Genomic DNA, 21,498 nt, shown 5'->3' with positions numbered 1-21,498 from the left:
ATTTACAGATTCCCTAAAAAACAAGTGAAAATAGAAAGCAGCAGTTAGTGTAAAACTAATTGCTAACTTTTTTGTATAGAAAATACTTCTTTTGGTATAGAGAAATAGAAACTTATTTTGTATCAAAAGTTTTTATTTGTATCTTTGCCCCTGAAAAAATAAAAATTATCTTATGAAAAAAAAGTGCTTATTGCTACTTTTTTTAGTAGTAACAACCGCTGTGTTTGCACAACACAAGTACACTCTTAGCGGCTCTATTTCCGATGCTTCTAATGGTGAAAAATTATTAGGGGTAAACTTCATTGTCAAAGAACTCCATACGGGTACTTCTACGAATGAGTATGGGTTCTATTCTATCACTTTACCCGAAGGTAAATATACTATCGTGATTGAATATATAGGCTTTGGTACTCACCAAGAAACCATAGAGCTTAACAAAAATATCCGTAGAGACTATAAACTAAAACCTGAGGCTATAGAGCTTAAAGGCGTGGAACTCAATGCGCATTCTGCTCCTAAAGCGGCTGTACGCAAACCCGAAATGAGTGTAGCTACCATTCCTATTACTACCGTCAAGAAACTTCCTGTGCTTGTAGGTGAGGTAGATATTATCAAAACCTTAATGCAAATGCCTGGGGTGAGCAATGCAGGCGAGGCTTCCTCAGGATTTAACGTGCGTGGTGGCGCTGCCGACCAGAACTTGGTACTCCTTGATGAGGCTACCATCTTTAATGCTTCTCACCTCTTTGGTTTCCTCAGTGTCTTCAATGCCGATGCCGTGCGCGATATGAAGCTCTACAAAGGCGGAATTCCTGCGCGCTATGGTGGACGTATAGCTTCAGTTTTAGATATTTATCAAAAAGAAGGTAATAAAAATAAATTTGCAGCGACTGGCGGTATAGGGGTACTTTCCTCACGCTTGCTTGCCGAAGGTCCTATTGTGAAAGACAAAGCCTCATTTTTAGTAGGAGGGCGCGCTTCTTATGCTCATCTTTTTCTCAAATTGAGCGATAACGAAAATTCAGCTTATTTCTATGATCTCAATACCAAACTTTCCTATCAACTCAACCAAAACAATGCGCTCTATCTCTCAGGTTATTTTGGTAGGGATAATTTTGTACTTACTGAGAACCTCACCAATACTTATGGCAATGCCTTAGTAAACTTGCGTTGGAATCACTTGTTTACCGATAAACTCTTCTCTAACCTCTCGGCTATCTACAGCAACTACGACTATAAGTTTGATTTTAGTTTTATTGATATGAAATGGACGTCGGGAATTGAGAATTTTAACCTCAAATACGACTTCAAAAACTATATTTCCGAAAAATTCAAACTTACTTACGGAGTACAGGGCTTGTACTACATATTCAAACCAGGAAAAATTGTGCCTAAAACCTCAGCTTCTACTATCAAAGAACGCATACTCGAACATCGCTATGCTGCCGAAATGGGCTTTTATGCCGATGTAGAACAAAAATTAGCTGAAGCTCTTACGGTGTCTTACGGCTTGCGCTTTAGCAATTTCTACAGTTTGGGCAAACGCACTGTGAATGTTTATCCTAATGACAATCCCGTGGGCTACAATGCTAACCGACAAGTGTACTACCAAGGTACTGCTATAGGTACTAAATACTACGGCAGTAACCGCATTATCGATTTGTACTCTAATTTTGAACCGCGTTTTACAATGAGTTATGCTTTTAGCGATACCAAATCAGTAAAAGCGAGTTATGCGCGCACTGCCCAATATGTACACTTGATTTCTAACACTGCCTCTCCCTCACCTTTGAATGTTTGGGCGCCCAGCGATGAGTTTATCAAACCTCAAATCGCCGACCAAGTGGCATTAGGCTATGCTTCTAATGTTTTTGACGATAAATACAGCATAGAGGTAGAAACTTACTACAAAAAGGTACAAAATCGTTTGGATTATATCAATGGGGCAAACCTAATAGCTAACGAAGCTATTGAACGTGTGTTGCTCTCAGGAGAAAACAGAGCTTATGGCTTGGAAGTGCTCTTGCGTAAAAATACAGGTAGACTTACCGGTTGGATTGCCTATACACTCTCTAAATCGGAAATGCAAACCAAAGGGCGTACCCCTGAAGAAATAGGTATCAACTACGGCGATTGGTATAATGCTCCTTATGATAAGCCTCACGACCTTTCTATTACAGCTACTTACGAACTTTCACCTAAATGGACGTTTGGGGCTATATTCAACTTGCAATCGGGTTTGCCTGCAAACTACCCTGTAGGGCGTTATTCTTACTTAGGACAAACTGTCCCCGATTATAGCAAGCGCAACGAATACCGCTTGCCTACTTATCACCGCTTAGACTTATCGGCTACCTATACTCCACAATCGGATAGAGCAAAACGCTGGAAAAGTGAGTGGGTGTTTGGTGTGTACAACGTGTATAACCGCAAAAATGCCGTAAGTGTTTCTTTCCGTGAAAACGAAGATACTCATAAAAATGAAGCAGTGAAGCTCTCCATCTTTGGTATCATACCTAGTATAACTTATAACTTTAGTTTCTAATCCTATAAATAGTAGAATAAAATGAAAAACCTTTATATCATATTCCTCAGTACCTTTGCTTTAACTTCTTGCGAAGAAGTTATTGATTTGAATTTAGATACTGCTCCTAAGAAATTAGTGATTGATGCAGCTCTCGACTGGAAAAAAGGAGAAACCAAAGCCTACCCAATAGTCGATATCAGTTATACTGAACCTTATTTTGGTGAAACGCACTCACCTGCGATAGATAATGCAGTGGTGAAGATAGTTTCGGGTACCCAAACCTACAGTCTTACCCTTTGGGATGGTACCACAACTATCACTTCCGATAATCTACCTGAATTAAAAGGAGGTAGTCGTTATGTATTTCCTGCGGGTATCACCCCTGAGTTAGGCAAAAACTATGAATTGATTGTAGAACTCAACGGGCAAACTTATACCGCCAAAGATAAAATGCTTGAAGCCCCCATAATACCTTCTAACAGAATTGTACAGAAAGAAAACGGAGGCTTTTTAAAAGACCGCAAAGAGGTGCGTTTCTATTTTGATGGTATCAATGATGGGGTTGCAAATGCCTATTTAATTAAGATTGCACAGAATAATATTTCCAAAACAGTTTATGGCACCTTAGACGATAATTACATAGCTAATAATAAATTCTTCTTTGTAATGACAGGGGTTGATAATGATAATAAACTCAAAAAAGATGATGTAGTGAATATTATTCTCTACCGTATTCATCCTCAATATAAGGAGTTTGTGCAAATGCTCGTTCGATTATCAGAAGGACAAAGCCCATTTACTATTCCTACGCGCCCCATAGGCAACATCGTGAATACAACTAACAAACGCGAAAACCCTCTTGGTGCTTTTCGTGTTGCCCAATACACTACACTTCAATATACAGTAAAATAATCGCCCGTGTGGCTCACACTACCATTTGAATTGTACTAAGAACTCGTGAGAGTTACGCGATTGCAAGTTGAGATGGGTTTGGAAGTAACTTTCAAACCCATAACCTATTGCTACATAGTAATCAGGAATTTCAAAGAATACATAAGCATTTACCGCTTTATCAGTGCGATAAGTGACTCCTAATTCGGCGCGATTAGCAAAATTGCCTGCTATAGTAAGGTCGATAGAAGGTTTTTCACCTTTGCCAAATCGCGTTTGGAAACGTGGTTTTATAGTGAAATCGGTAGCTACACGCCAATAGTAGCCCACCATAGAATAGAAGAACATATTATCGGCAATAGAAGTCATTACTTCATTATCCATACGCACTTTATCAGAAGCCAACATATTAGGAATTGCCATACCTATATAGAAATCAGGGTGGTCGTAGTAGAGTCCTGCACCAAAGTTGGTTTGAAACTTCCCTGAAATACTTTGCAAATAAGGGTCGTTGTAGTAAGTGGGGTGCTTACGATTCCCATTAGGGTAATACATATTATACAAATTATTGTAGGTGCGCAAATCACTGCCATCTACATTGAAAAAATCTCCCCCAAATTTTATACCTCCTATTAAATTAGAGTTGTAAGTAATAGGAATTGAGTAGGAAAAATCGGCGTAGATACCGGCTTGTTTCTGTATAAAAACTTTGTTATTAGCAAGCGAAAGTCCTACCCCTACGCGATCGGAAAGGCGGTGAGTGGTGAAGAAAGTTTGCGTTTGAGGCGCTTCAGTCATTCCGCGCCATTGGTTGCGTATATCCACCGAAATGGTGTGACCTCTCTCTAACCCTACAGCTGCTGGGTTTACCAAGTTTTGGTGCTGATAATAGAATATATAAGAGGGATCTATAGTTTGTGCTTGAGCTACCCCAGCGAGCAATAAAGCAGCACTTAAAAATATCTTTTTCATAGTTTATCTTTTGCTAATAATTGATGTAAATCCAGTATTTAGTTTGTTTTTCGTCAGAGCCATCGATGCTAAATATCGCTATATACGACCCTCGCGCTACCAATGTTCCGTTAGACATTTTGCCGTCCCATTGGTTTTTATAGCCTCTCGCTTCATATACTAACTGACCTAAATTATTATATACATAAAGAGTGTTGTTAGGATATTTTTCGGCGTGAGCAATCGTATAAGTATCGTTGATGCCATCACCGTTAGGAGTAAAGGCGTTGGAAATGAGTACGTAATCTACCTGAGGGTCTTCTTTATTGGGGATACCATCCCCATCAATATCATCATCACAAGCATCGCCTATACCATCACTGTCGAGGTCGGCTTGATCGGGGTTGTAAATCAGCGGACAGTTGTCTTGAGCGTTAGGAATGCCATCACCATCGATATCGTTATCACAAGCATCACCTATACCATCGTTGTCGAGGTCTTGTTGGGTAGTGTTAGACACGGTAGGGCAATTATCGAATGCGTTGAGAATGCCATCACCATCTATATCATCGTCACAAGCATCACCTATGCCGTCGCCATCGCTATCTTTTTGGTCGGGATTCGCTACAAACGGACAGTTATCGACGCTGGACATTATACCATCACCATCGGTATCTTCATCTTCTTTTATAGTAATAGTTCCCGCATTTACTGCTAAAAAGATGTTCTCTTCAGCTTTGATCATAAAACGCCCCTGAGTAGTTTTTATATTTGCAGGTATAGTTACTTCAGCTTTGCCATTATTAGGTAAGCCAGTAGCCAAAGTATGTGAGAAAGTAGCTCCGTTATCAGTAGAAAAGAGTATTTTCACTTTGTTTACCGATACGGGGGCTTTATCGGTATTGGCAACATCCCATTCAATCTTTACTTTCTGTCCTACAATCCAAGTGCTATTTTGGTTGTGAGAAGTTACTTTAAAAGGGCCTGCATCGGCACTTACTACAACCTCAATGGTTTTATAAACAGTATTTCCCGTTTGATTACTTGCCAAAGGACGGTCGATTACCATAAACGTCCAATGAAGGGTACGCCCAATGTTGAGAACTGTTTCCCAAGCATCTCCTTTTCTGGGGTTTTGCTGGGTGAGTGTACCTGCTACAATGCGCTCTAAGCGAGGTATATAACGATACGATTGTGCAGAGGGTTTCATAGAGCGGGCTGTAGCTCCCGAACGCATCGTAGGTGAAAAATAATAGTTGCCAGATTCAGTGTAATTATCACTTTCTTCCCACGTATACAATAGCGCATCGCCATCGGCATCGGTAGCAGTGCCTTCTAATAAATAGGCAGTGCTATACGGAATGGTATAACTTTTTAGATTAGGGATTTCAGGAGGTGTGTTACCTGTAGAATTTTCAGTAGCACAAGATTTCCTTTGCAGGTTATTTGTAATATCGTACACAGTGCGGTGGTGTAAATAAGGGTCGGCGTGTTGTTGCACGTCGTAATCGCGGCTAACACCTGCATAACTCATTATGGTAGTGCCGCTTCCTGGTTCCATTTGTGAGCCAGAGCCTAACTCTCTGCGGTATGAAAAAGTATGTCGTGCTCCCATTTGATGTCCTATTTCGTGAGCGACTACATCTATGGCAAAAGCACTGTTAAGGATTCCTCTTCTTCCAAATGGATAAGAGGAAAAAGCTTGTCCTTTTTCACCACTTTCACACACACAACCTATGCAACCTGCATTGCCACCATCATTACCATTGTGGAATAAGTGCCCTATATCATAGCTAGCACTACCTATTTTATCATCAAGTACTTGTTGTAATACATCAGATCTATATTCCCAATATTTGTATTCAATATCCTTAAAAGGGTCTGTATTTTTATTATCAAAAACGATGCTATCGTCTGAAACCAACTGAAAGGCTATGGAAAGCTGTTGTCCATACACTTCATTCACTTTGTTTAAGATATTGACAATCTGTGCAAAAGCGGCTGCTTTTCCATTGAAATATGTGGTGAATGAATAGGTACAAGCAATGGCAATTCTAAAAGTGCGATGCACATTAGCGCTTGAAAAAGTAGCGCGTTGTAATGCTTGACTTTCTGCTACAAGTGCTGGTACATCCAAAGTTTTGCAGTCTACCAAAGGTCTTTCGGTATCTTCGTGTTTATAAACTCTGTAATGAACTCCTTCTTGATCTTCAGCTTCTACAAAACTATAATGCAGATTCTTTTGCATAATAGCATCCAATCCGTAATCACTCCACGTAAAGCGGATGTGCTCAGTAGCATCGTCTACCCCCTTGCCCACAAAGGTTTTAATAGAAGGAAATTTGCGAGCTACCGCTTCCGAGAGCACTTGTGTGGGAGTAATGTAATAGTTGATGAGCTTCCCTTCAGCATTAGGAATAGTCACGATAACAGTACTTCGACTCGTTTCACTTGCTTGTAGTACACGGGCAAAGGCTGCTTTATCCAAGGTGAAATACTGAAAAGAAGGGTCGGTGGAATGAGTGCCACGCTGGGTAGTGAAATTGGTTTTGCGCCAATAACTCTGTGCTTTAGCTTGCCCTACCCATAGGAAGCAAAATAAAAAAAGGATTAAAAATTTTCTCATCTTGTTATTAGTTATTAGTTAAATAATACTCAAAAGCCTTATAAATCTCTTCAAAAGGAACAATACAGTCGATTTTTGGTTTGCCAATGGCTTCTAAAAGCACAAAATAAACATTGCCGCCCACGTTTTTCTTATCAAAACGCATCAGCTGACAAATATCGGTAATTTCTTCGTTAGAAAAAGATTGTTTGGGGAAGTATTCAGCTAAAACAGCTTTGATATGATCGCATTCAGCTTGTGGGAAGCCCAATTCTTTTACCGAAAGATAAGTAGCAAGTACCATCCCAATAGCAACAGCTTCACCGTGCAACAAGCGTTCTCTTTCAGGGTTTTGCAAACAATACGATTCTATCGCGTGCCCCAGTGTATGACCATAGTTCAGCGTTTTGCGCAATCCTTTTTCGGTAGGGTCTTGGCGTACAACCTCATTTTTTATCACTACCGATTCACGAATGAGCACTCCTAAATATTCTGCAGGAAGTTCATTTAGATGACACATTTGTTGCCAATATTCAGGTGAACTGATGAGACCGTGTTTGAACATTTCAGCCATTCCGCTGCGGAGTTCTTCAGCAGGTAGAGTTGCTAAAAAGCGAGTATCGACCACTACCCCTAACGGATTGTTGATCACTCCTATAAGGTTTTTTAAAGCACCTAAATCTACTCCCGTTTTACCACCTACCGAGGCATCGACCATTGCCAACAAGCTCGTAGGTACATTGATAAAATCGATACCGCGCATAAAAGTAGAGGCGACAAAGCCCCCCAAATCGGTAACAACGCCCCCACCTATATTAATGAGCAATGATTTGCGGTCAGCCCCCAATTCAGAAAGGGCATACCACACTTGGGTACAAGTATCGATGTTTTTATTAGGTTCACCCGCTTCTATTTCTATAATTTCTAAGGGAATATCGGTAGCCAAATCGGGGAGGAATACCGGCAAACAGTGTTCGTTAGTATGGCTATCTACTAAAAGGAAGAGCTTAGAGGGACGGCGTTCAGCTATCAAATCATTGATAAAACGCGTTCCTTCTTCGTTGAAGTATATGCAGTAGTTCTGTGCTTCAATTGTAGTGGTTACCATAAGTTTTTTATTTCTAATGGGCAAAGGTAAAAAATAATTACGAATAACGAGTTACGAAAGGCTATTTTTTTACGAGGACTGATACTGTTCGTAAGCGGCTTTGTGGTAGTTAGCAACCTCATCAGCTAAAGATTGAGGTGCTATAACCTTTACTGAACAGCTAAACGAACAGAGTTTCATCACCAAATCGTAGGGAGCTTTACCATTAGGAAAAGCAAGAGTGAGTTGCACTCGTAGTTCTTCCTCATTATCTATTAGAGTTACTTGGGAAGGGTGTAGTTTTAGTGATTTGATATACTTACCTTGTTCATAATCAAAGGAAAGTATTACTTTTTGCAAGGGATCGCCTTCAGCAATGGCAACCCCATAGAAATGATCAAAAAACGACTCCATATCTATTTTTTTGCGTTTCACTTGGATGTCGGTTACCTCTAAATTGCTGATACGGTCGAGAGCAAAAGCTTTGAGTTTGATAGGCTGTTTGTTATCAGTCGCAATGAGATACCAACGACCTTGATATTCTTTCACAGCATAAGGCAGTACCTGATATGCTTTAGTAGTTTCCCAACCAAAGGAAGTATGAGTAAAGGTAATCAATACATTTTGAGAAATAGCTGTAAGGATAGGGTCGAGCATTTCCAAGCCCTTTTCAGGTTGTACTTCTAAGAGAAGGGTACCCGTATTTTTTGCCTTGCGGTGCGCATCAACTAACAACAGATGGTCTAATATGCTTTGTTTATTGGCAATGCTATCGGGGTTGATAGCCCATACTTTTTCCTTTGCATTAAGGGTGATGTCAATACCAAAAGCGATGTATATATCGTCGAAATCCCTGCGAATAGTGCGGTTACTGAAAGCATATTCATCGCCTTCATCAGCCAAATAATCAGCAATACTCTGAGCTGATAGTCCATTTTTATGAGTAGTAAGCAATCTAATGATATGCACCAAACGTGCTATTTGGATAGGTTTTGCCATAATAAGTGAAAAGTGTTAAGTAGTTAAATTGCCTTTAAAATTGTTTTTTGTTGTTCTTTGAAATTATTTAGCAACCGCTCAATATTTTCTTTGCCCACAGGGTTTTGGCTATGCACTGCAAAATCAGGCAAAGGCAACTGACGGTCTAAACAATAATCCACCAAATATTTAGCACAGTCATAACCCGAAAACTCTTCCCCTAAATCGTGGTCAAACGAGATAAAATCAGGCAAACTATAACGCTGAAGATAAGCTACAAAATCCTCATAGCTATACACGCGCTCAAAGCCTTCAGGAGTAGGGCGGAGGTCGTCTAAGTAAAGATTCATTGTATTACTTTAAAAATTACACTGCAAAGATACAATATTAAATGGACAAACTATGACCGATGATGGCGTTTTTTGAAAAAAAATATCCCCACTTTTTTACGAGTGGGGAGGGGAGTTTTATAACTATTGTTATTTTAGAATTTTTTCTCGTAAGAATTTTAGATATTTAGTTAGATTTTCAACTACTTTTTGAGCATTTACAAAACCTTTTTCATTGGCTAACCAGTTTTCTTTATCAACAACAGCAACCGTCATATATTTGCCATTACCAAATCTATCAGGTTTTCTAATTTCGTCTAATCCTGAAATGCTTGCTTTTTCAATAATTAAATTGTAAAGCTCATTACGAGTGTTTGCTCTGTCAAAATTATCAGGCAAATCAATGTCGTCAGGATCTGTAGATAATTTAAAACACAATTTTCCTTCTTCAAGTTGTATATATACAGGATAATCACCCCAATACTCCCAATTAAGAATAGCATTCCAAAAACCTCCATTTGGATTGTTTACATAATGCCATTTTAGTATATTGATTTTAGTTTCAATAAGCTTGAAAAAACCTTGCCAATCATTGCCATTCCATTCATCTAAAGGCTTGTTTTCAAAGTCAGTACTTAACTTTTCTAAGTTCATCATACGTTCATAAAAATCAATAAAAATATTGTTTTTAATCTCTTTATGGTTGTTAAGTAAAGTTATGAAGTCTGTTCTATCAAAGATGGCAAACCCTTTTTCTTTTATTGCATTAAAAATGTTCAAACTTTCGTTACCTGTTTTAAGATAAATACAAATAGGTGTTTCATATTTGTTTTCTGAACACCATTTTTCTGCTATTTCCTTATAACGTTCTAATTGATTAGAATGTTCTGAACCAATGGTTTTATCTTCTATTATAATAAGATATTTACTATTTACTTCCGCCCATACATCAATGTTTTCCCACTGACGCCCTGCTTCAACTGTAAGTATGGGCTCATTAAAATTTGGAATTTGTTTTTTTATGAGCATAGAAACAAATTCTTTTGCACATAGGTTTAATTCCTTGTCATATTGCTGATTGTCATCATCAGCAAAAGCCAATAGCCAAGTGATAAAAGCATCCTGACTAAGTTCTTTAGTGGCAATGTCAAAAATATTTGGTTTCATAAGAATACTTTATATGGTTATATTAACACTGCAAATATACATTTTTTTTTATACAACATTAACTTTTTTACACCTCCACCCATCGTTCCCAATCAAATCCTTCGTGTTCATCTCGCATTACGTAGCCTAATTGGTTGGTGAGTAGCTGGGTGTTACCTACCTTAAAGTTGGGCTGGTTAAAATGGTGATGCCCATAAATCCAATAATCTATAGGGTTTGAGACGATAAAATCGGTCAAGTCTTGCACAAAGGCATCATTTAGCGGGCTACTTGTATATATTTTTGGGTAATGTGCTTTGGTAGGTACGTAGTGGGTGGCGACAATAATATGGTCTATTTTACCTGCTTCTTTGGCTTGAGTAGCTTTTTTAACCTCTTTTTTGAGAAAGTTTACAGCTACTTTATTGAAATGATTGAAATCAGCTATTTCTAAAGAATCTATCTCACCTCCTTTAGCAGGATTTAGCACTGTGATATACCGAAAATCATTCATTCCGTACTTTATAGCTTTCTCGTTCTTTTTGCTGATGTGACTCCACATAGTGCTGAATATCAGCTGGGTGTTACCTATATGCTCACTGTAGTTGTCTACCAAGTAGAGATTAGGCACTTCTTTCAGGGGCTGCTCATAGCGACTGCTAGCATAGTGGTGCGTATAGAGGTAATACTCGTGGTTACCGGGTAACCAAAATACTTTCTCAAAACCCTTACAAAGGTCGGCAATCTCACTCTTATAGAGAGTTTTAGAGAGATTTACAAAAGGTACAAGGTCGCCCGCAATAATAAGAATATCACCCACTCGTTTTATAGGGTAGTTGTCTAAAAAGTTTAGGTTATCTTCAAATTCGAGGTGTAAGTCCGAACAGTATTGTATTTTCATAGGTTGCTATTGCTGTGCTTTGATAGCGTTTAGAAGAGAGAGGAGGTCAGAAATCACTTCTTGATCTACATTATTCTCTGAATAAACATAAAGATTCTTTCGCCCTATCCAATGTGGTGTAGTCTCTGCCTTAGGGAAATGTTCTAAATAGAAATCTGTAGCATTTAGGTTTAAAAAATCTTTTTGGTTTGAAGAACGGAAAGCAATATAAGGGATTTTGTCTTGTAAGTCAATACGAAAATCCAACTCATCGTCATTAAGTCCTTTTGTTATAAATTTGTAATATTCGCCCTTTGGTAGTTTGGTAAACTCAAAGCCTTTTTCCTTGAGTACAGATAAAACATTTTGAATGTTTATCTTATTGTTAAGGTTGATAGGAGTAACTTTCTTTCCTTCTAAAAGTTCACTTAAATACTTATTGATGATATTTTTATCCAAATAGCTCTTTAGTCTCGAAGGGTGGTATATAGCAAAGACCTTTCTTCCTGAAATGTTTCCTTCAACCACTAATCTAGCATTGTTACTTTGCAAGATAGTCTTCTTATTGGTAACTAACTTATCACTTGCGGTTACACCTAACACAATAATTTGCTTAGGATTGATGATATCTACAATTTTTTTAGTAAAATCTACACAAGTATCTTCAATTAGTTTAAAGTTTTTTAAACCTTTTAATGTATTTTCATCCTTTGTGGAGAAGAAAATATAGTTCATAAAGCAATAATTGCCACTTTCTATTGACCTTTTAACAAAGTTGATATTTTCTATTCCTTTGATAACAGTCCAGGTATCTTTTTCAGAATAGCAAGGATTGCCTTTTAACAAGCGTTCTGTGCTCATCTTACCGTCTTTGAACTCCCATATAGAATTGTTTTTTTGACTGTCAAGACGAGCTTCTTTTTCATCTACTGCTCTTGGGTTTAACCCAATAATCAAGAGTTCGGGGTTCATTTTAGCTTCTGTTTGTAGAGGGTAGTAAGCTAAATCAATTTGTTCGGCAATGGGGGTGATTTTTTCTATCACTTCAGCTGCCCATTGTTCTAATTCGGGTACGAATTTACTCATATTGGTTTGTTTTAGTTTTTCGTTGCAAATATAAGGATTAAAATTGATTTAAACGGTGGTTTTTAGTTTGTTACTAAAGTTGTCTAAAATCATCATAAAAGCATTTTTATTGTTTTTCGAGGCAAAAATACACCTCCATCCGGTCAAACCACGACCAGCTAATTAGAAAATTTGTTAATTTGCTAATTTCTCAATTATTAGTACCTTTGCCCAATAAAAGAAACAAACCTTATGGAATTTACTTATACTTTAGCCGAAATAGACGCCATTGCCGAAAAAATTCTTCCTTATTTGCATTCCAAAGTAGTGATTTTCAGAGGAGGAATGGGCTTTGGCAAAACAACCCTTATTAAGGCTTTGGTACGAGCTTTAGGCAGTACCGATAATGTGAGTAGCCCTACTTTTAGTTTGGTGAACCCTTATGAAGGCACTAATGATAAGATTTACCACTTCGATTTTTACCGTATCAAAAATGAGGAAGAAGCCTTTGATATAGGCTTTGAAGAATACCTCTACTCTGGCGATTGGTGTTTTATTGAATGGGCAGAAAGAGTTGAAAAATACTTGCCAGAGACTTATACCATAGTCGAATTGATACAAGTAGATAAAAATCATAGAAAATTAAAAATTAGCGAATTAGCAAATTGATATTATGATCAAACATATTCTCAATTTTAAACGTCCTTCGGGGACATCACGGGGGGTGCTTACCTACAAAGAAACCTTTTTTTTGGTAATAGAACAAGAGGGCAAAAAAGGCATAGGAGAATGCAACCTCTTTCGTGGACTTAGTGCCGATGATGTACCTGATTATGAAGCTAAATTGCAATGGGTAGAACAACACCTGCATTTGGGTGAAGAGGCATTGCTCAAAGAACTTATTACTTTTCCTTCTATACAATTCGGTGTGGAACAAGCCTTTAGATCGGCAGCAGCATCACAGTGGCACGAACTCTTTCCTTCTGATTTTACAACGGGTAAAGACGCTATTCCTATCAACGGACTTATTTGGATGGGCTCCCCCGACTTTATGAAAGTGCAGATAAAAGAAAAACTCGCTCAGGGATTTCACTGTATCAAAATGAAGATAGGCGCCATTGATTTTGAAGAGGAATATCGTATTTTAAAAGCCTTGCGCAATGAGTTTTCAGCAAGTGATATAGAGATAAGGGTGGATGCTAATGGTGCGTTTCAAGCAACTGAGGCTCTAGTGTATTTAGAACGATTAGCTGCCCTGCAATTGCACTCTATCGAGCAACCTATACGCGCAGGACAATGGGAAGCAATGGCTGAACTATGTGAGCAAACACCCCTGCCGATCGCCCTTGATGAGGAATTGATAGGGGTATTTACTTCTGAAGAAAAACAACGACTTTTAAGAGAGATACAACCGCAGTATATCATTTTAAAACCTTCGCTCATAGGAGGTTATCGAGGTTCTGAAGAATGGATAACGCTTGCCGAAACATTGGGTATAGGTTGGTGGGTAACCTCGGCTTTGGAGAGTAACATAGGGCTCAATGCCATCGCGCAGTGGACGTACACACTTCACAGCCCAATGCCTCAAGGTTTAGGAACTGGAGCATTGTATACTAACAACTTACCTTTTCCACTCTATGTAAAAAACGGACATTTAGGCTTTAATCCTTGTGAGCACGTAACATTTCCCTTTTCATAGGTGGTCCTGGTAATCGTTCCACCGTAAAACCACAAGCCTGCATCGCACGGCGTACACTGCCTTTGGCAGCATAAGTTACCAAATAGCCTCCTCGTTTGAGGGCAGTGTACATTTGTTGGAAAATAGCTTCTTGCCACAATTCAGGTTGTACTTGCGCTCCAAAAGCATCGAAATAAATAAGGTCGAAAGTGTCGACATCGTTAATAGTTTCAAAGCGTTGTAGTCGTTTTTTGAAGCTGAAAGTAAGAGATAGAGCAACATTTTCGTCCCAAGGGCAGCAGTGCATCTGTTCAAAAATAGGGGATAGGGTAGGGGAGAGCACTTCCGAAAAGTTCATTTGGGAGGCTTCCTCCCACGAAATAGGATAGGCTTCTACCGTTTCGTAACGAATGTTCAGTTCTAAGACTTTGTGTTCCTTGTAAGTAACCAAAGCATTGAGCCCTGTACCAAAGCCAATTTCTAAGATAGAGATACTCTGGTGGTCAAACAGTTGCAATCCGTTCTTGATAAACACGTGCTGAGTTTCTTGAAGTGCGCCGTGTACCGAGTGATAGGTCTCATCTAACTGCGGAATATAGAGGCTGGTAGAGCCGTCGGAGGTTTTTATAAGTTCGTGAGTCATAATTCAAATAAAAAGTAACAGGTAGTAAATAACAAGTAATTATTTCATAATTAGTATATTGGTGGATACACAATAAAGATTTTTGTCTTTTAAGCGACAAAGTTAAAAAATATTTCGTACCTTTGACAAAAATTTAAGAATTAAAAACTAAAACAATATGAATTTAAAGATTGAAAAAGTAAAAGAAAGTCGTATCAACCAAATAGACTTTTCAAAACTGAGTTTTGGTAAAACTTTTGCTGACCACATGTTCATCTGTGAATACAAAGATGGACAGTGGCAAAATCCAACCATCAAACCTTATGCTCCTATTACCCTTGAGCCTTCAGCAAGCGTATTCCACTACGGGCAAGCTGTTTTTGAGGGAATGAAAGCTTATAAAGATGACAACGGACACGTTTTTCTCTTCCGTCCACAAGAAAATTACAAACGTATCAATAAATCCTGCTCACGATTGGCAATGCCTGAGTTCCCTGAAGAATGGTTTGATCAAGCACTTCGCACTCTTGTAGATATTGATAGTGAGTGGATAAAACCAGGATTTGGCAATGCTCTCTATTTGCGTCCGTTTATGATTGCTACTACTGCTGGCGTGCAAGCTGCCCCTGCTAAAAACTACCTCTTTATGATTATTACCGCCCCTGTACAAGCTTATTACAAAGGTGATGTAAAAGTAAAAATAGCCGACTATTACAGCCGTGCGGCTAATGGTGGTTTTGGTTTTGCTAAAGCTGCAGGTAACTACGCAGGTCAGTTTTTCCCTACTCAGGAAGCTGCCAATGAAGGTTACCAACAAGTGATGTGGACAGATGATGCTACTCACCAATTCTTAGAAGAAGCAGGTACAATGAATCTATGGTTCCGTTTTGGTGATACCCTTGTTACTTGCCCTACCAGTGAGCGTATTCTCGATGGGGTAACTCGTAAAAGTATCATTGCAGTAGCCGAAAAATTAGGTATCAAAACCGAAATTCGTCCAGTGAAAGTAACTGAACTTATCGAAGCGGCTGAAAAAGGTGAATTGAAAGAAGCATTCGGTTGCGGAACGGCTGCGGTGATTAGCCCTATATCTGGATTTGGCTATAAAGGCAAGGATTACAGTGTAAATCGTCCTGCTGAATTATATACCGATAAAATCAAACAAGCTATACTTAACATTCAGTATAACAAGGCTGAAGACCCATTTGGATGGAGAGTACAAGTGAAGTAAGAAAAAAATAATTGAAAAAAAGTTGTTGAAAAATTTGCAGGTTTCAAAAAAGGTTGTACCTTTGCACCCGTAAAACAAAAACGACAATGGCCTCGTGGCGCAACTGAATAGCGCATCTGATTACGGCTCAGAAGGTTACAGGTTTGAATCCTGTCGAGGTCACAAAATAGGACATAGATCCTGCGGTGGGGGACGCTTCTATTGATAAGCTATAAAGCCCGCACCTCCAGCACCTCAAGGCTAATATTTATTAATTAGTTTTGAGGTGTCTTTTTTATAAAATCTTGAATTCTCTTAATTTTGTATACTTTTACTTGATTGTCAGGAAAAATAACAACTAAAGTTTTTATTCTTCTATAAAATGCATCACTGCACTTTGTCAAAGTCCTTGGACTTTGACAAAGTCTATAAATATGATAATCAATCACTTTTATAGTATGTTGTGTACGGGCGTTTTGCAAACACCTCCCTAAAAATAAACTTATTTATTAGCAATCTATTTTTGTTTAACTATAAATTGAAAGCAGTCAGGATTTTTATTTCCGTCCTCAATACCTTCTACATTTGTAATATACTAAAAAATCAGCAAATCGGCAAATTGTTATCAACACCTTATTAACAATGGCTGTGAGTAAATAATTACGGCAACTATCATTCTTTTTTGTACTTTTGCGCTATGAATGAATCTGAAAATATAATAGTTCCTGAAATTACACCTCAATATCAGCGTTTTACTCAGCAACAGACGAGTATTGAACGCGGTAAACTCCCCCCGCAAAACCTCAATGCCGAAGAAGTAGTGCTTGGCGCTATGCTCATTGATAAACGCGGTGTTGATAACGCTATCGATATGCTTAGCCCCGATGTGTTCTACAAAAAACAACATCAATTAATTTATCAAGCTATCTTTGAACTTTTCAACCAATCGTTACCTATCGACCTTATCACAGTTTCTGAACAATTGCGCAAAGATGGCAACTTAGAAGCTGCAGGAGGAGAATTCTATCTTATCAACCTCACTCAGCGCGTATCGTCGTCTGCCAATGTGGAGTTCCACGCTCAATTAATTTTGCAGACGTTTATCAAACGCCGCTTGATAGAACTTTCGTCTGAAATTATAGAAGATGCTTACGACGAAACTACCGATACTTTTGAGCTACTCGACCAAGCGGAACAAAAACTCTATGAGGTTACCCAAAACAACCTAAAACGCTCTACTGAAACAGCAGGTGATTTGGTGTATAAAGCGGTAAAGAAAATCGAAGAATTGTCTAATAAAACCGATGGATTTAGTGGAGTGCCATCAGGGTTTACAAAATTAGATGAACTCACTTCGGGGTGGCAAGCAAGTGACCTTATTATTGTGGCAGCGCGCCCTGGTATGGGGAAAACAGCACTCACGCTCTCTATGGCACGCAATATCGCTGTAGGGCAAAAAATACCGGTGGCTTTCTTCTCTTTGGAAATGTCGTCAGTACAGCTTATTACCCGTTTAATCTCTTCAGAAACAGGACTTTCCTCCGAAAAACTTCGTACCGGTAAATTGGAAGCCTACGAATGGGATGTGCTCAACAACCGCGTGAAAGACCTCGAAAAAGCCCCTTTATATATAGATGATACTCCTTCTATTTCTATTTTTGACCTTCGAGCTAAAGCACGCCGACTTTCCTCACAGTATGGCATTCAGCTAATTGTAATTGATTATTTGCAGCTGATGACTGCCGGAGGTAGCAAAGGAGCTGGTAACCGTGAGCAGGAAATTTCTACCATTTCGCGTAACCTCAAGGCTCTTGCCAAAGAGCTCAACATACCAGTAATTGCGCTTTCACAATTGTCGCGTAACGTAGAGGCACGCCCTGGTCACAAACGCCCTCAACTATCCGATTTGCGTGAATCAGGGGCGATTGAGCAAGATGCTGATATTGTATCGTTTATCTATCGTCCTGAGTATTACAAAATAATGGAATGGGACGACGAAGCTCAAACTCCTACTGCTGGACAAGCCGAATTTATCGTAGCAAAACACCGTAATGGTGGGTTAGACAATATACGTTTGAAGTTTGAAGGACATTTAGGTAGATTTGCAAATTTAGATGAATATAGCAGTGGAGGTTTCTTATCAACAGTACCTCAAGAGTTTACTTCTAAAATGAACGAAAATGTAGCTTTTGATGCCGTGCCAATGGCGAACCCTGTTCAGGCTTTTGGAGCTCCTTCCACCACCTCAACCGACGACGATATACCTTACTAAAAATACTCTTGGAGTGTGTGAATATCCAAGAACCCTTTTTTGCCATTCTTCTCTATTGCATAAAATGATGTCGAGAGAGGAATGGCTTTGTCGTATTGGGCTGAGGTTTGCGGGTAGAATCCTATCTTGCCGTCCTTGTATAAATAGATAACATCGTTTTCTTTCTGCTTAATTTTATCGAATACAAAAGGCAATAACTGTTTGCCTTTCATATATTTTATAACAGTAGGGAGCTTCCCAAGTATAAAGATGGAAGCTCCATCTTTATCTTTAAAAAAGAAATTGTTGTAGAGATTTTCTATTTCTTCATTCGTATAGTTTATAGCTTTTGAATAATCGTAGTAAAAAAGTCCTACTTTTCCCTTGCGTTTTACACTGAGTAAGTGCGGGAATAAACGCGTTCTTTGCTCTTCTTTTTTATCCCAACTTAAGTAGCTTCTCTCGTAATAGTTTCTTGCATTTATAAAGGCGATGTCCTCTTCAGCATTGCGGTCTATAAGGCGGTATCTCTCATCAGCTACTTCACTATCACTCATCAAAGGGATATCTTTAAAATCTATATAATGAGTAATGTGTTTCTCAATCGTATCTTTATTAAGTTGATACACTTCCTCGCGAAAACTGAGCCCGCAATAGCCTCTATAAGCTTTTGGTAATTTTGCAACTTTTTGTCCGTTCATATCGTATAGTTCTACTCCTTTTTCAGTAAGAACTTCTATACCTATGTTGTACAAATAAGCTACTTTCACCCCTTTGAATTTGATAGGTTGATGCTGGTAATTATAAAACTCTAAAGAATTTTTATTCTTGCCAATGACTCCGTATTCATTGTAGTAAATGGTGTCATAGGATTTAGGTAACACTTTGTGGTTAAAGCGATTTACCAACTCATATTGTTTTCCTTGGGTTCGAAGTGTCAAAAACTCATTTACATTCCAATAGTTCATCCATTTGGTATAACGCATCTCTATAGGAGGCAGTTCTTCCATTTTGCTAATGTTTTCTTGCCAACTATAGCGATCTAATGCTGCGATTGTCTTTTTTTCTTTCGGAGGAAAATAAATTTTTGAAATATAAGGGGTATTGTCTCCGCCTTTTAAGTCAGAGAGTAAGAAAAAGTATCTTCCTTTACCTGCATCTAAAACGAAATAAGCATAATATTGAAATTCGTAAGATTCCCATCGCGGTAGTGTGTCTTTAACAATATGAGACCACCCCTCCTCGTCTTCAATGATAAGTCTCTCACCCTTATATGCTTTGGTCTCAAATTCTAATTTTCTTTCGCTGGCTACCGAAGTATTGAGCAAACTAAAGCAATGTGTCTTCTGCTTCTTTAGCATCACAGTAGGGTCACCAAAGTTTTTGCCAATCATTTCATCAAGTATAGTAGGGCGCACATCTTTCATTTCAATAAAAGCGTCTTTTCGCAACTGTAAATCATTGTAGCTAAGTTCTTTGTTATCTATTGTCCAAAAAGGTGTATAGGCGTAGAAAGTACTATCGGGCAAGGATTCCCTGCGGAAGTTGAGCTGCATCGCTACATAGTTACCGTTCTTCTTTTGGTGATAAAAATGATATTCTTTATTGATAACTGCTATGAGCGAAACATCTTTAGAAGGAAGAATAAATTGCGCTTGTAAGGGCAATATCCCACACAAAACGCATAAAATTAGTGCTTTCATCATATTGAAATTAAAAAAAGTAGTATCTTTGCGGAGTCAAACAGACTTCATTATGATCAAATCATATTTATCCAAAATATTTGCCTCTATCGTTAAAAAAAAGATAGACCGTTGGGCTAAGGCTCCAATAGACACACAACAAAAAGTATTCCAGTCACTTATAGAACAAGCTAAAAATACAGCTTTTGGGCGCGACCACCATTTTGAGGAAATTAAAACCTATCAAGATTTTGTGGCTCGCGTACCTATACGCGATTATGAAGCCTTGCGCCCTTATATTGATAGGGTAGTGGAGGGTGAAAAAAATGTACTTTGGAAAGGTAAACCGCTCTATTTTGCCAAGACTTCGGGTACTACCAGCGGGGCGAAGTATATCCCTATTACCAAAGCCTCAATGCCCTTCCATATTCAGGCAGCACGTGATGCCATTCTCTGCTATATACACGAAACTAAAAAAGCCGATTTTGTAGAAGGAAAGATGATTTTCTTGCAAGGAAGTCCTATTTTAGGTGAAAAAAACGGCATCAAAACAGGGCGACTTTCGGGCATCGTGGCACACTATGTGCCTGCTTATTTGCAGCGCAATCGTATGCCGTCATACAAAACTAACTGTATAGAAGATTGGGAAACCAAAGTAGAAGCCATTGTCACCGAAACTTTTTCTAAAAATATGACCCTTATCAGCGGGATACCTTCGTGGGTGCTGATGTACTTCGAGCGATTGTACACGCGCTCTGGCATTAAAGTAGGAAAACTGTTTCCTAATTTCAACTTGTTTATTTATGGGGGGGTGAACTACGAGCCTTATCGCCAACAGTTTGAGCATCTTATTGGTCGTAAAGTGGATAGCATAGAACTCTATCCTGCCAGCGAGGGATTCTTTGCTTATCAAGATAGTCAAACGGAAAAAGGAATGCTCTTATTGCTCAATTCGGGTATTTTTTACGAGTTCGTAGAAGCCGATACTTTCTTCAGCGATGCCCCCAAACGAGTGGCTTTGCAGGATGTACAATTGGGGGTAAACTATGCGATCATTATATCTACCAATGCCGGACTTTGGGGTTACAACATAGGCGATACAGTGCAATTTACCTCGTTGGCGCCTTACCGCATAGTAGTTACGGGGCGCATCAAGCATTTTATTTCGGCTTTTGGCGAACACGTGATTGGCAAAGAAGTGGAAGAGGCAATGCGTGAGGGCTTAGAGGCTACGGGAGCGCGTATTACAGAGTTTACGGTTGCCCCTCAGGTGAATCCGGCAGGAGGTGAATTGCCTTATCACGAATGGTTTGTAGAATTTGAGCAAAAACCTACTGATATGAAACGCTTTGCCCAAGTGATAGACAAGGCATTGCAAAAACAGAATATGTATTACTACGACCTTATACAAGGAAAAGTACTCCAACCGCTCAAAATCACTGAAGTTCCCGAAGGTGGTTTTGCCTCTTATATGAAGTCACAAGGCAAACTCGGTGGTCAAAACAAGATACAACGATTAGCAAACGATAGAAGCGTGGTGGAGCGATTAGTTGTTAGTAGTCCGGTTAGGCATTAGAGGCTAATGGCTGTAACGAT

At 38.9% G+C, this 21,498-nt stretch carries 17 protein-coding genes and 1 tRNA gene; 8 read left to right on the top strand and 10 right to left on the bottom strand.

Annotation, left to right across the window (positions count from 1 at the left end):
• The first annotated feature begins 172 nt into the window (after window positions 1–172).
• Together I7X29_RS10245 and I7X29_RS10240 are read left to right on the top strand one after the other, a co-directional pair.
• The gene (locus I7X29_RS10245) at window positions 173–2,545 is read left to right on the top strand and encodes a TonB-dependent receptor (RefSeq protein WP_198474475.1); all 2,373 of its coding nucleotides are present in this window, start codon (window positions 173–175) and stop codon (window positions 2,543–2,545) included.
• A 21-nt stretch (window positions 2,546–2,566) separates the two neighbouring features.
• A complete protein-coding gene (locus tag I7X29_RS10240) occupies window positions 2,567–3,439 on the top strand; it encodes a DUF4249 domain-containing protein (protein ID WP_198474473.1) in 873 nt (290 codons plus the stop codon).
• Window positions 3,440–3,457: 18 nt separating this feature from the next.
• Here the strand turns inward: I7X29_RS10240 and I7X29_RS10235 are convergent, their stop codons facing one another.
• From I7X29_RS10235 to I7X29_RS10200, 8 genes are all read right to left on the bottom strand, one after another.
• On the bottom strand, window positions 3,458–4,390 hold the full coding sequence (locus I7X29_RS10235) for a PorP/SprF family type IX secretion system membrane protein (protein ID WP_198474471.1): 933 nt from the start codon (window positions 4,388–4,390) through the stop codon (window positions 3,458–3,460).
• Between the two features lie 13 nt (window positions 4,391–4,403).
• On the bottom strand, window positions 4,404–6,995 hold the full coding sequence (locus I7X29_RS10230; protein WP_198474469.1) for a thrombospondin type 3 repeat-containing protein: 2,592 nt from the start codon (window positions 6,993–6,995) through the stop codon (window positions 4,404–4,406).
• A 7-nt stretch (window positions 6,996–7,002) separates the two neighbouring features.
• Entirely contained in the window at window positions 7,003–8,082 is a 1,080-nt protein-coding gene (aroB, locus tag I7X29_RS10225) for a 3-dehydroquinate synthase (RefSeq protein ID WP_198474467.1), read from the bottom strand.
• Between the two features lie 69 nt (window positions 8,083–8,151).
• Window positions 8,152–9,060: a helix-turn-helix transcriptional regulator gene (locus I7X29_RS10220; protein WP_198474465.1), complete on the bottom strand. Its 909-nt coding sequence runs from the start codon at window positions 9,058–9,060 to the stop codon at window positions 8,152–8,154.
• Between the two features lie 23 nt (window positions 9,061–9,083).
• The gene (locus tag I7X29_RS10215) at window positions 9,084–9,389 is read right to left on the bottom strand and encodes a cyclic-phosphate processing receiver domain-containing protein (protein WP_198474463.1); all 306 of its coding nucleotides are present in this window, start codon (window positions 9,387–9,389) and stop codon (window positions 9,084–9,086) included.
• A 129-nt stretch (window positions 9,390–9,518) separates the two neighbouring features.
• Complete coding sequence (locus I7X29_RS10210) at window positions 9,519–10,535, bottom strand: PD-(D/E)XK nuclease family protein (RefSeq protein WP_198474458.1); 1,017 nt, start codon at window positions 10,533–10,535, stop codon at window positions 9,519–9,521.
• 67 nt (window positions 10,536–10,602) lie between these two features.
• Window positions 10,603–11,415, bottom strand: coding sequence for a metallophosphoesterase (locus I7X29_RS10205; protein ID WP_198474456.1), 813 nt, complete (start codon window positions 11,413–11,415; stop codon window positions 10,603–10,605).
• 6 nt (window positions 11,416–11,421) lie between these two features.
• Window positions 11,422–12,480: a uracil-DNA glycosylase family protein gene (locus I7X29_RS10200; RefSeq protein ID WP_198474454.1), complete on the bottom strand. Its 1,059-nt coding sequence runs from the start codon at window positions 12,478–12,480 to the stop codon at window positions 11,422–11,424.
• Window positions 12,481–12,711: 231 nt separating this feature from the next.
• On the opposite strand from I7X29_RS10200, the gene tsaE reads away from it, so the two are divergent.
• Together tsaE and I7X29_RS10190 are read left to right on the top strand one after the other, a co-directional pair.
• A complete protein-coding gene (gene tsaE / locus I7X29_RS10195) occupies window positions 12,712–13,128 on the top strand; it encodes a tRNA (adenosine(37)-N6)-threonylcarbamoyltransferase complex ATPase subunit type 1 TsaE (protein ID WP_198474452.1) in 417 nt (138 codons plus the stop codon).
• Between the two features lie 4 nt (window positions 13,129–13,132).
• On the top strand, window positions 13,133–14,158 hold the full coding sequence (locus tag I7X29_RS10190; protein WP_198474451.1) for an o-succinylbenzoate synthase: 1,026 nt from the start codon (window positions 13,133–13,135) through the stop codon (window positions 14,156–14,158).
• Here I7X29_RS10190 and mnmD read toward each other — a convergent pair.
• Window positions 14,121–14,780 carry a tRNA (5-methylaminomethyl-2-thiouridine)(34)-methyltransferase MnmD gene (mnmD, locus tag I7X29_RS10185; protein ID WP_198474449.1) on the bottom strand — a complete coding sequence of 220 codons (660 nt, stop codon included), beginning with the start codon at window positions 14,778–14,780 and terminating at the stop codon, window positions 14,121–14,123. The two genes, I7X29_RS10190 and mnmD, sit on opposite strands and share 38 nt — an antisense overlap.
• 157 nt (window positions 14,781–14,937) lie before the next feature.
• Between mnmD and I7X29_RS10180 the strand changes: the two genes are divergently transcribed.
• From I7X29_RS10180 to dnaB, 3 genes are all read left to right on the top strand, one after another.
• Entirely contained in the window at window positions 14,938–15,990 is a 1,053-nt protein-coding gene (locus tag I7X29_RS10180) for a branched-chain amino acid aminotransferase (RefSeq protein ID WP_198474447.1), read from the top strand.
• Between the two features lie 88 nt (window positions 15,991–16,078).
• Window positions 16,079–16,152: transfer RNA gene (locus I7X29_RS10175), tRNA-Arg, on the top strand.
• 514 nt (window positions 16,153–16,666) lie between these two features.
• A complete protein-coding gene (gene dnaB / locus I7X29_RS10170; protein ID WP_198474445.1) occupies window positions 16,667–18,241 on the top strand; it encodes a replicative DNA helicase in 1,575 nt (524 codons plus the stop codon).
• Here the strand turns inward: dnaB and I7X29_RS10165 are convergent.
• Complete coding sequence (locus I7X29_RS10165) at window positions 18,238–19,926, bottom strand: hypothetical protein (RefSeq protein WP_198474443.1); 1,689 nt, start codon at window positions 19,924–19,926, stop codon at window positions 18,238–18,240. The two genes, dnaB and I7X29_RS10165, sit on opposite strands and share 4 nt — an antisense overlap.
• A 49-nt stretch (window positions 19,927–19,975) precedes the next feature.
• On the opposite strand from I7X29_RS10165, the gene I7X29_RS10160 reads away from it, so the two are divergent.
• A complete protein-coding gene (locus I7X29_RS10160) occupies window positions 19,976–21,478 on the top strand; it encodes a GH3 auxin-responsive promoter family protein (protein WP_198474441.1) in 1,503 nt (500 codons plus the stop codon).
• Window positions 21,479–21,498 lie beyond the last annotated feature (20 nt).

The organism is Capnocytophaga periodontitidis, assembly GCF_016126015.1.
Classification (GTDB): domain Bacteria; phylum Bacteroidota; class Bacteroidia; order Flavobacteriales; family Flavobacteriaceae; genus Capnocytophaga; species Capnocytophaga periodontitidis.
This window is presented reverse-complemented; position numbering and strand designations above follow the sequence as displayed.

Bases quoted from the DNA above. Each gene is read 5' to 3' on its own strand.
- mnmD (WP_198474449.1), bottom strand. From the start codon at position 14,780: ATGACTCACGAACTTATAAAAACCTCCGACGGCTCTACCAGCCTCTAT.
- I7X29_RS10160 (WP_198474441.1), top strand. From the start codon at position 19,976: ATGATCAAATCATATTTATCCAAAATATTTGCCTCTATCGTTAAAAAA.
- I7X29_RS10210 (WP_198474458.1), bottom strand. From the start codon at position 10,535: ATGAAACCAAATATTTTTGACATTGCCACTAAAGAACTTAGTCAGGAT.
- I7X29_RS10165 (WP_198474443.1), bottom strand. From the start codon at position 19,926: ATGATGAAAGCACTAATTTTATGCGTTTTGTGTGGGATATTGCCCTTA.
- I7X29_RS10180 (WP_198474447.1), top strand. From the start codon at position 14,938: ATGAATTTAAAGATTGAAAAAGTAAAAGAAAGTCGTATCAACCAAATA.
- dnaB (WP_198474445.1), top strand. From the start codon at position 16,667: ATGAATGAATCTGAAAATATAATAGTTCCTGAAATTACACCTCAATAT.
- I7X29_RS10190 (WP_198474451.1), top strand. From the start codon at position 13,133: ATGATCAAACATATTCTCAATTTTAAACGTCCTTCGGGGACATCACGG.
- tsaE (WP_198474452.1), top strand. From the start codon at position 12,712: ATGGAATTTACTTATACTTTAGCCGAAATAGACGCCATTGCCGAAAAA.
- I7X29_RS10240 (WP_198474473.1), top strand. From the start codon at position 2,567: ATGAAAAACCTTTATATCATATTCCTCAGTACCTTTGCTTTAACTTCT.
- I7X29_RS10230 (WP_198474469.1), bottom strand. From the start codon at position 6,995: ATGAGAAAATTTTTAATCCTTTTTTTATTTTGCTTCCTATGGGTAGGG.
- I7X29_RS10205 (WP_198474456.1), bottom strand. From the start codon at position 11,415: ATGAAAATACAATACTGTTCGGACTTACACCTCGAATTTGAAGATAAC.
- I7X29_RS10220 (WP_198474465.1), bottom strand. From the start codon at position 9,060: ATGGCAAAACCTATCCAAATAGCACGTTTGGTGCATATCATTAGATTG.
- I7X29_RS10235 (WP_198474471.1), bottom strand. From the start codon at position 4,390: ATGAAAAAGATATTTTTAAGTGCTGCTTTATTGCTCGCTGGGGTAGCT.
- aroB (WP_198474467.1), bottom strand. From the start codon at position 8,082: ATGGTAACCACTACAATTGAAGCACAGAACTACTGCATATACTTCAAC.
- I7X29_RS10200 (WP_198474454.1), bottom strand. From the start codon at position 12,480: ATGAGTAAATTCGTACCCGAATTAGAACAATGGGCAGCTGAAGTGATA.
- I7X29_RS10245 (WP_198474475.1), top strand. From the start codon at position 173: ATGAAAAAAAAGTGCTTATTGCTACTTTTTTTAGTAGTAACAACCGCT.
- I7X29_RS10215 (WP_198474463.1), bottom strand. From the start codon at position 9,389: ATGAATCTTTACTTAGACGACCTCCGCCCTACTCCTGAAGGCTTTGAG.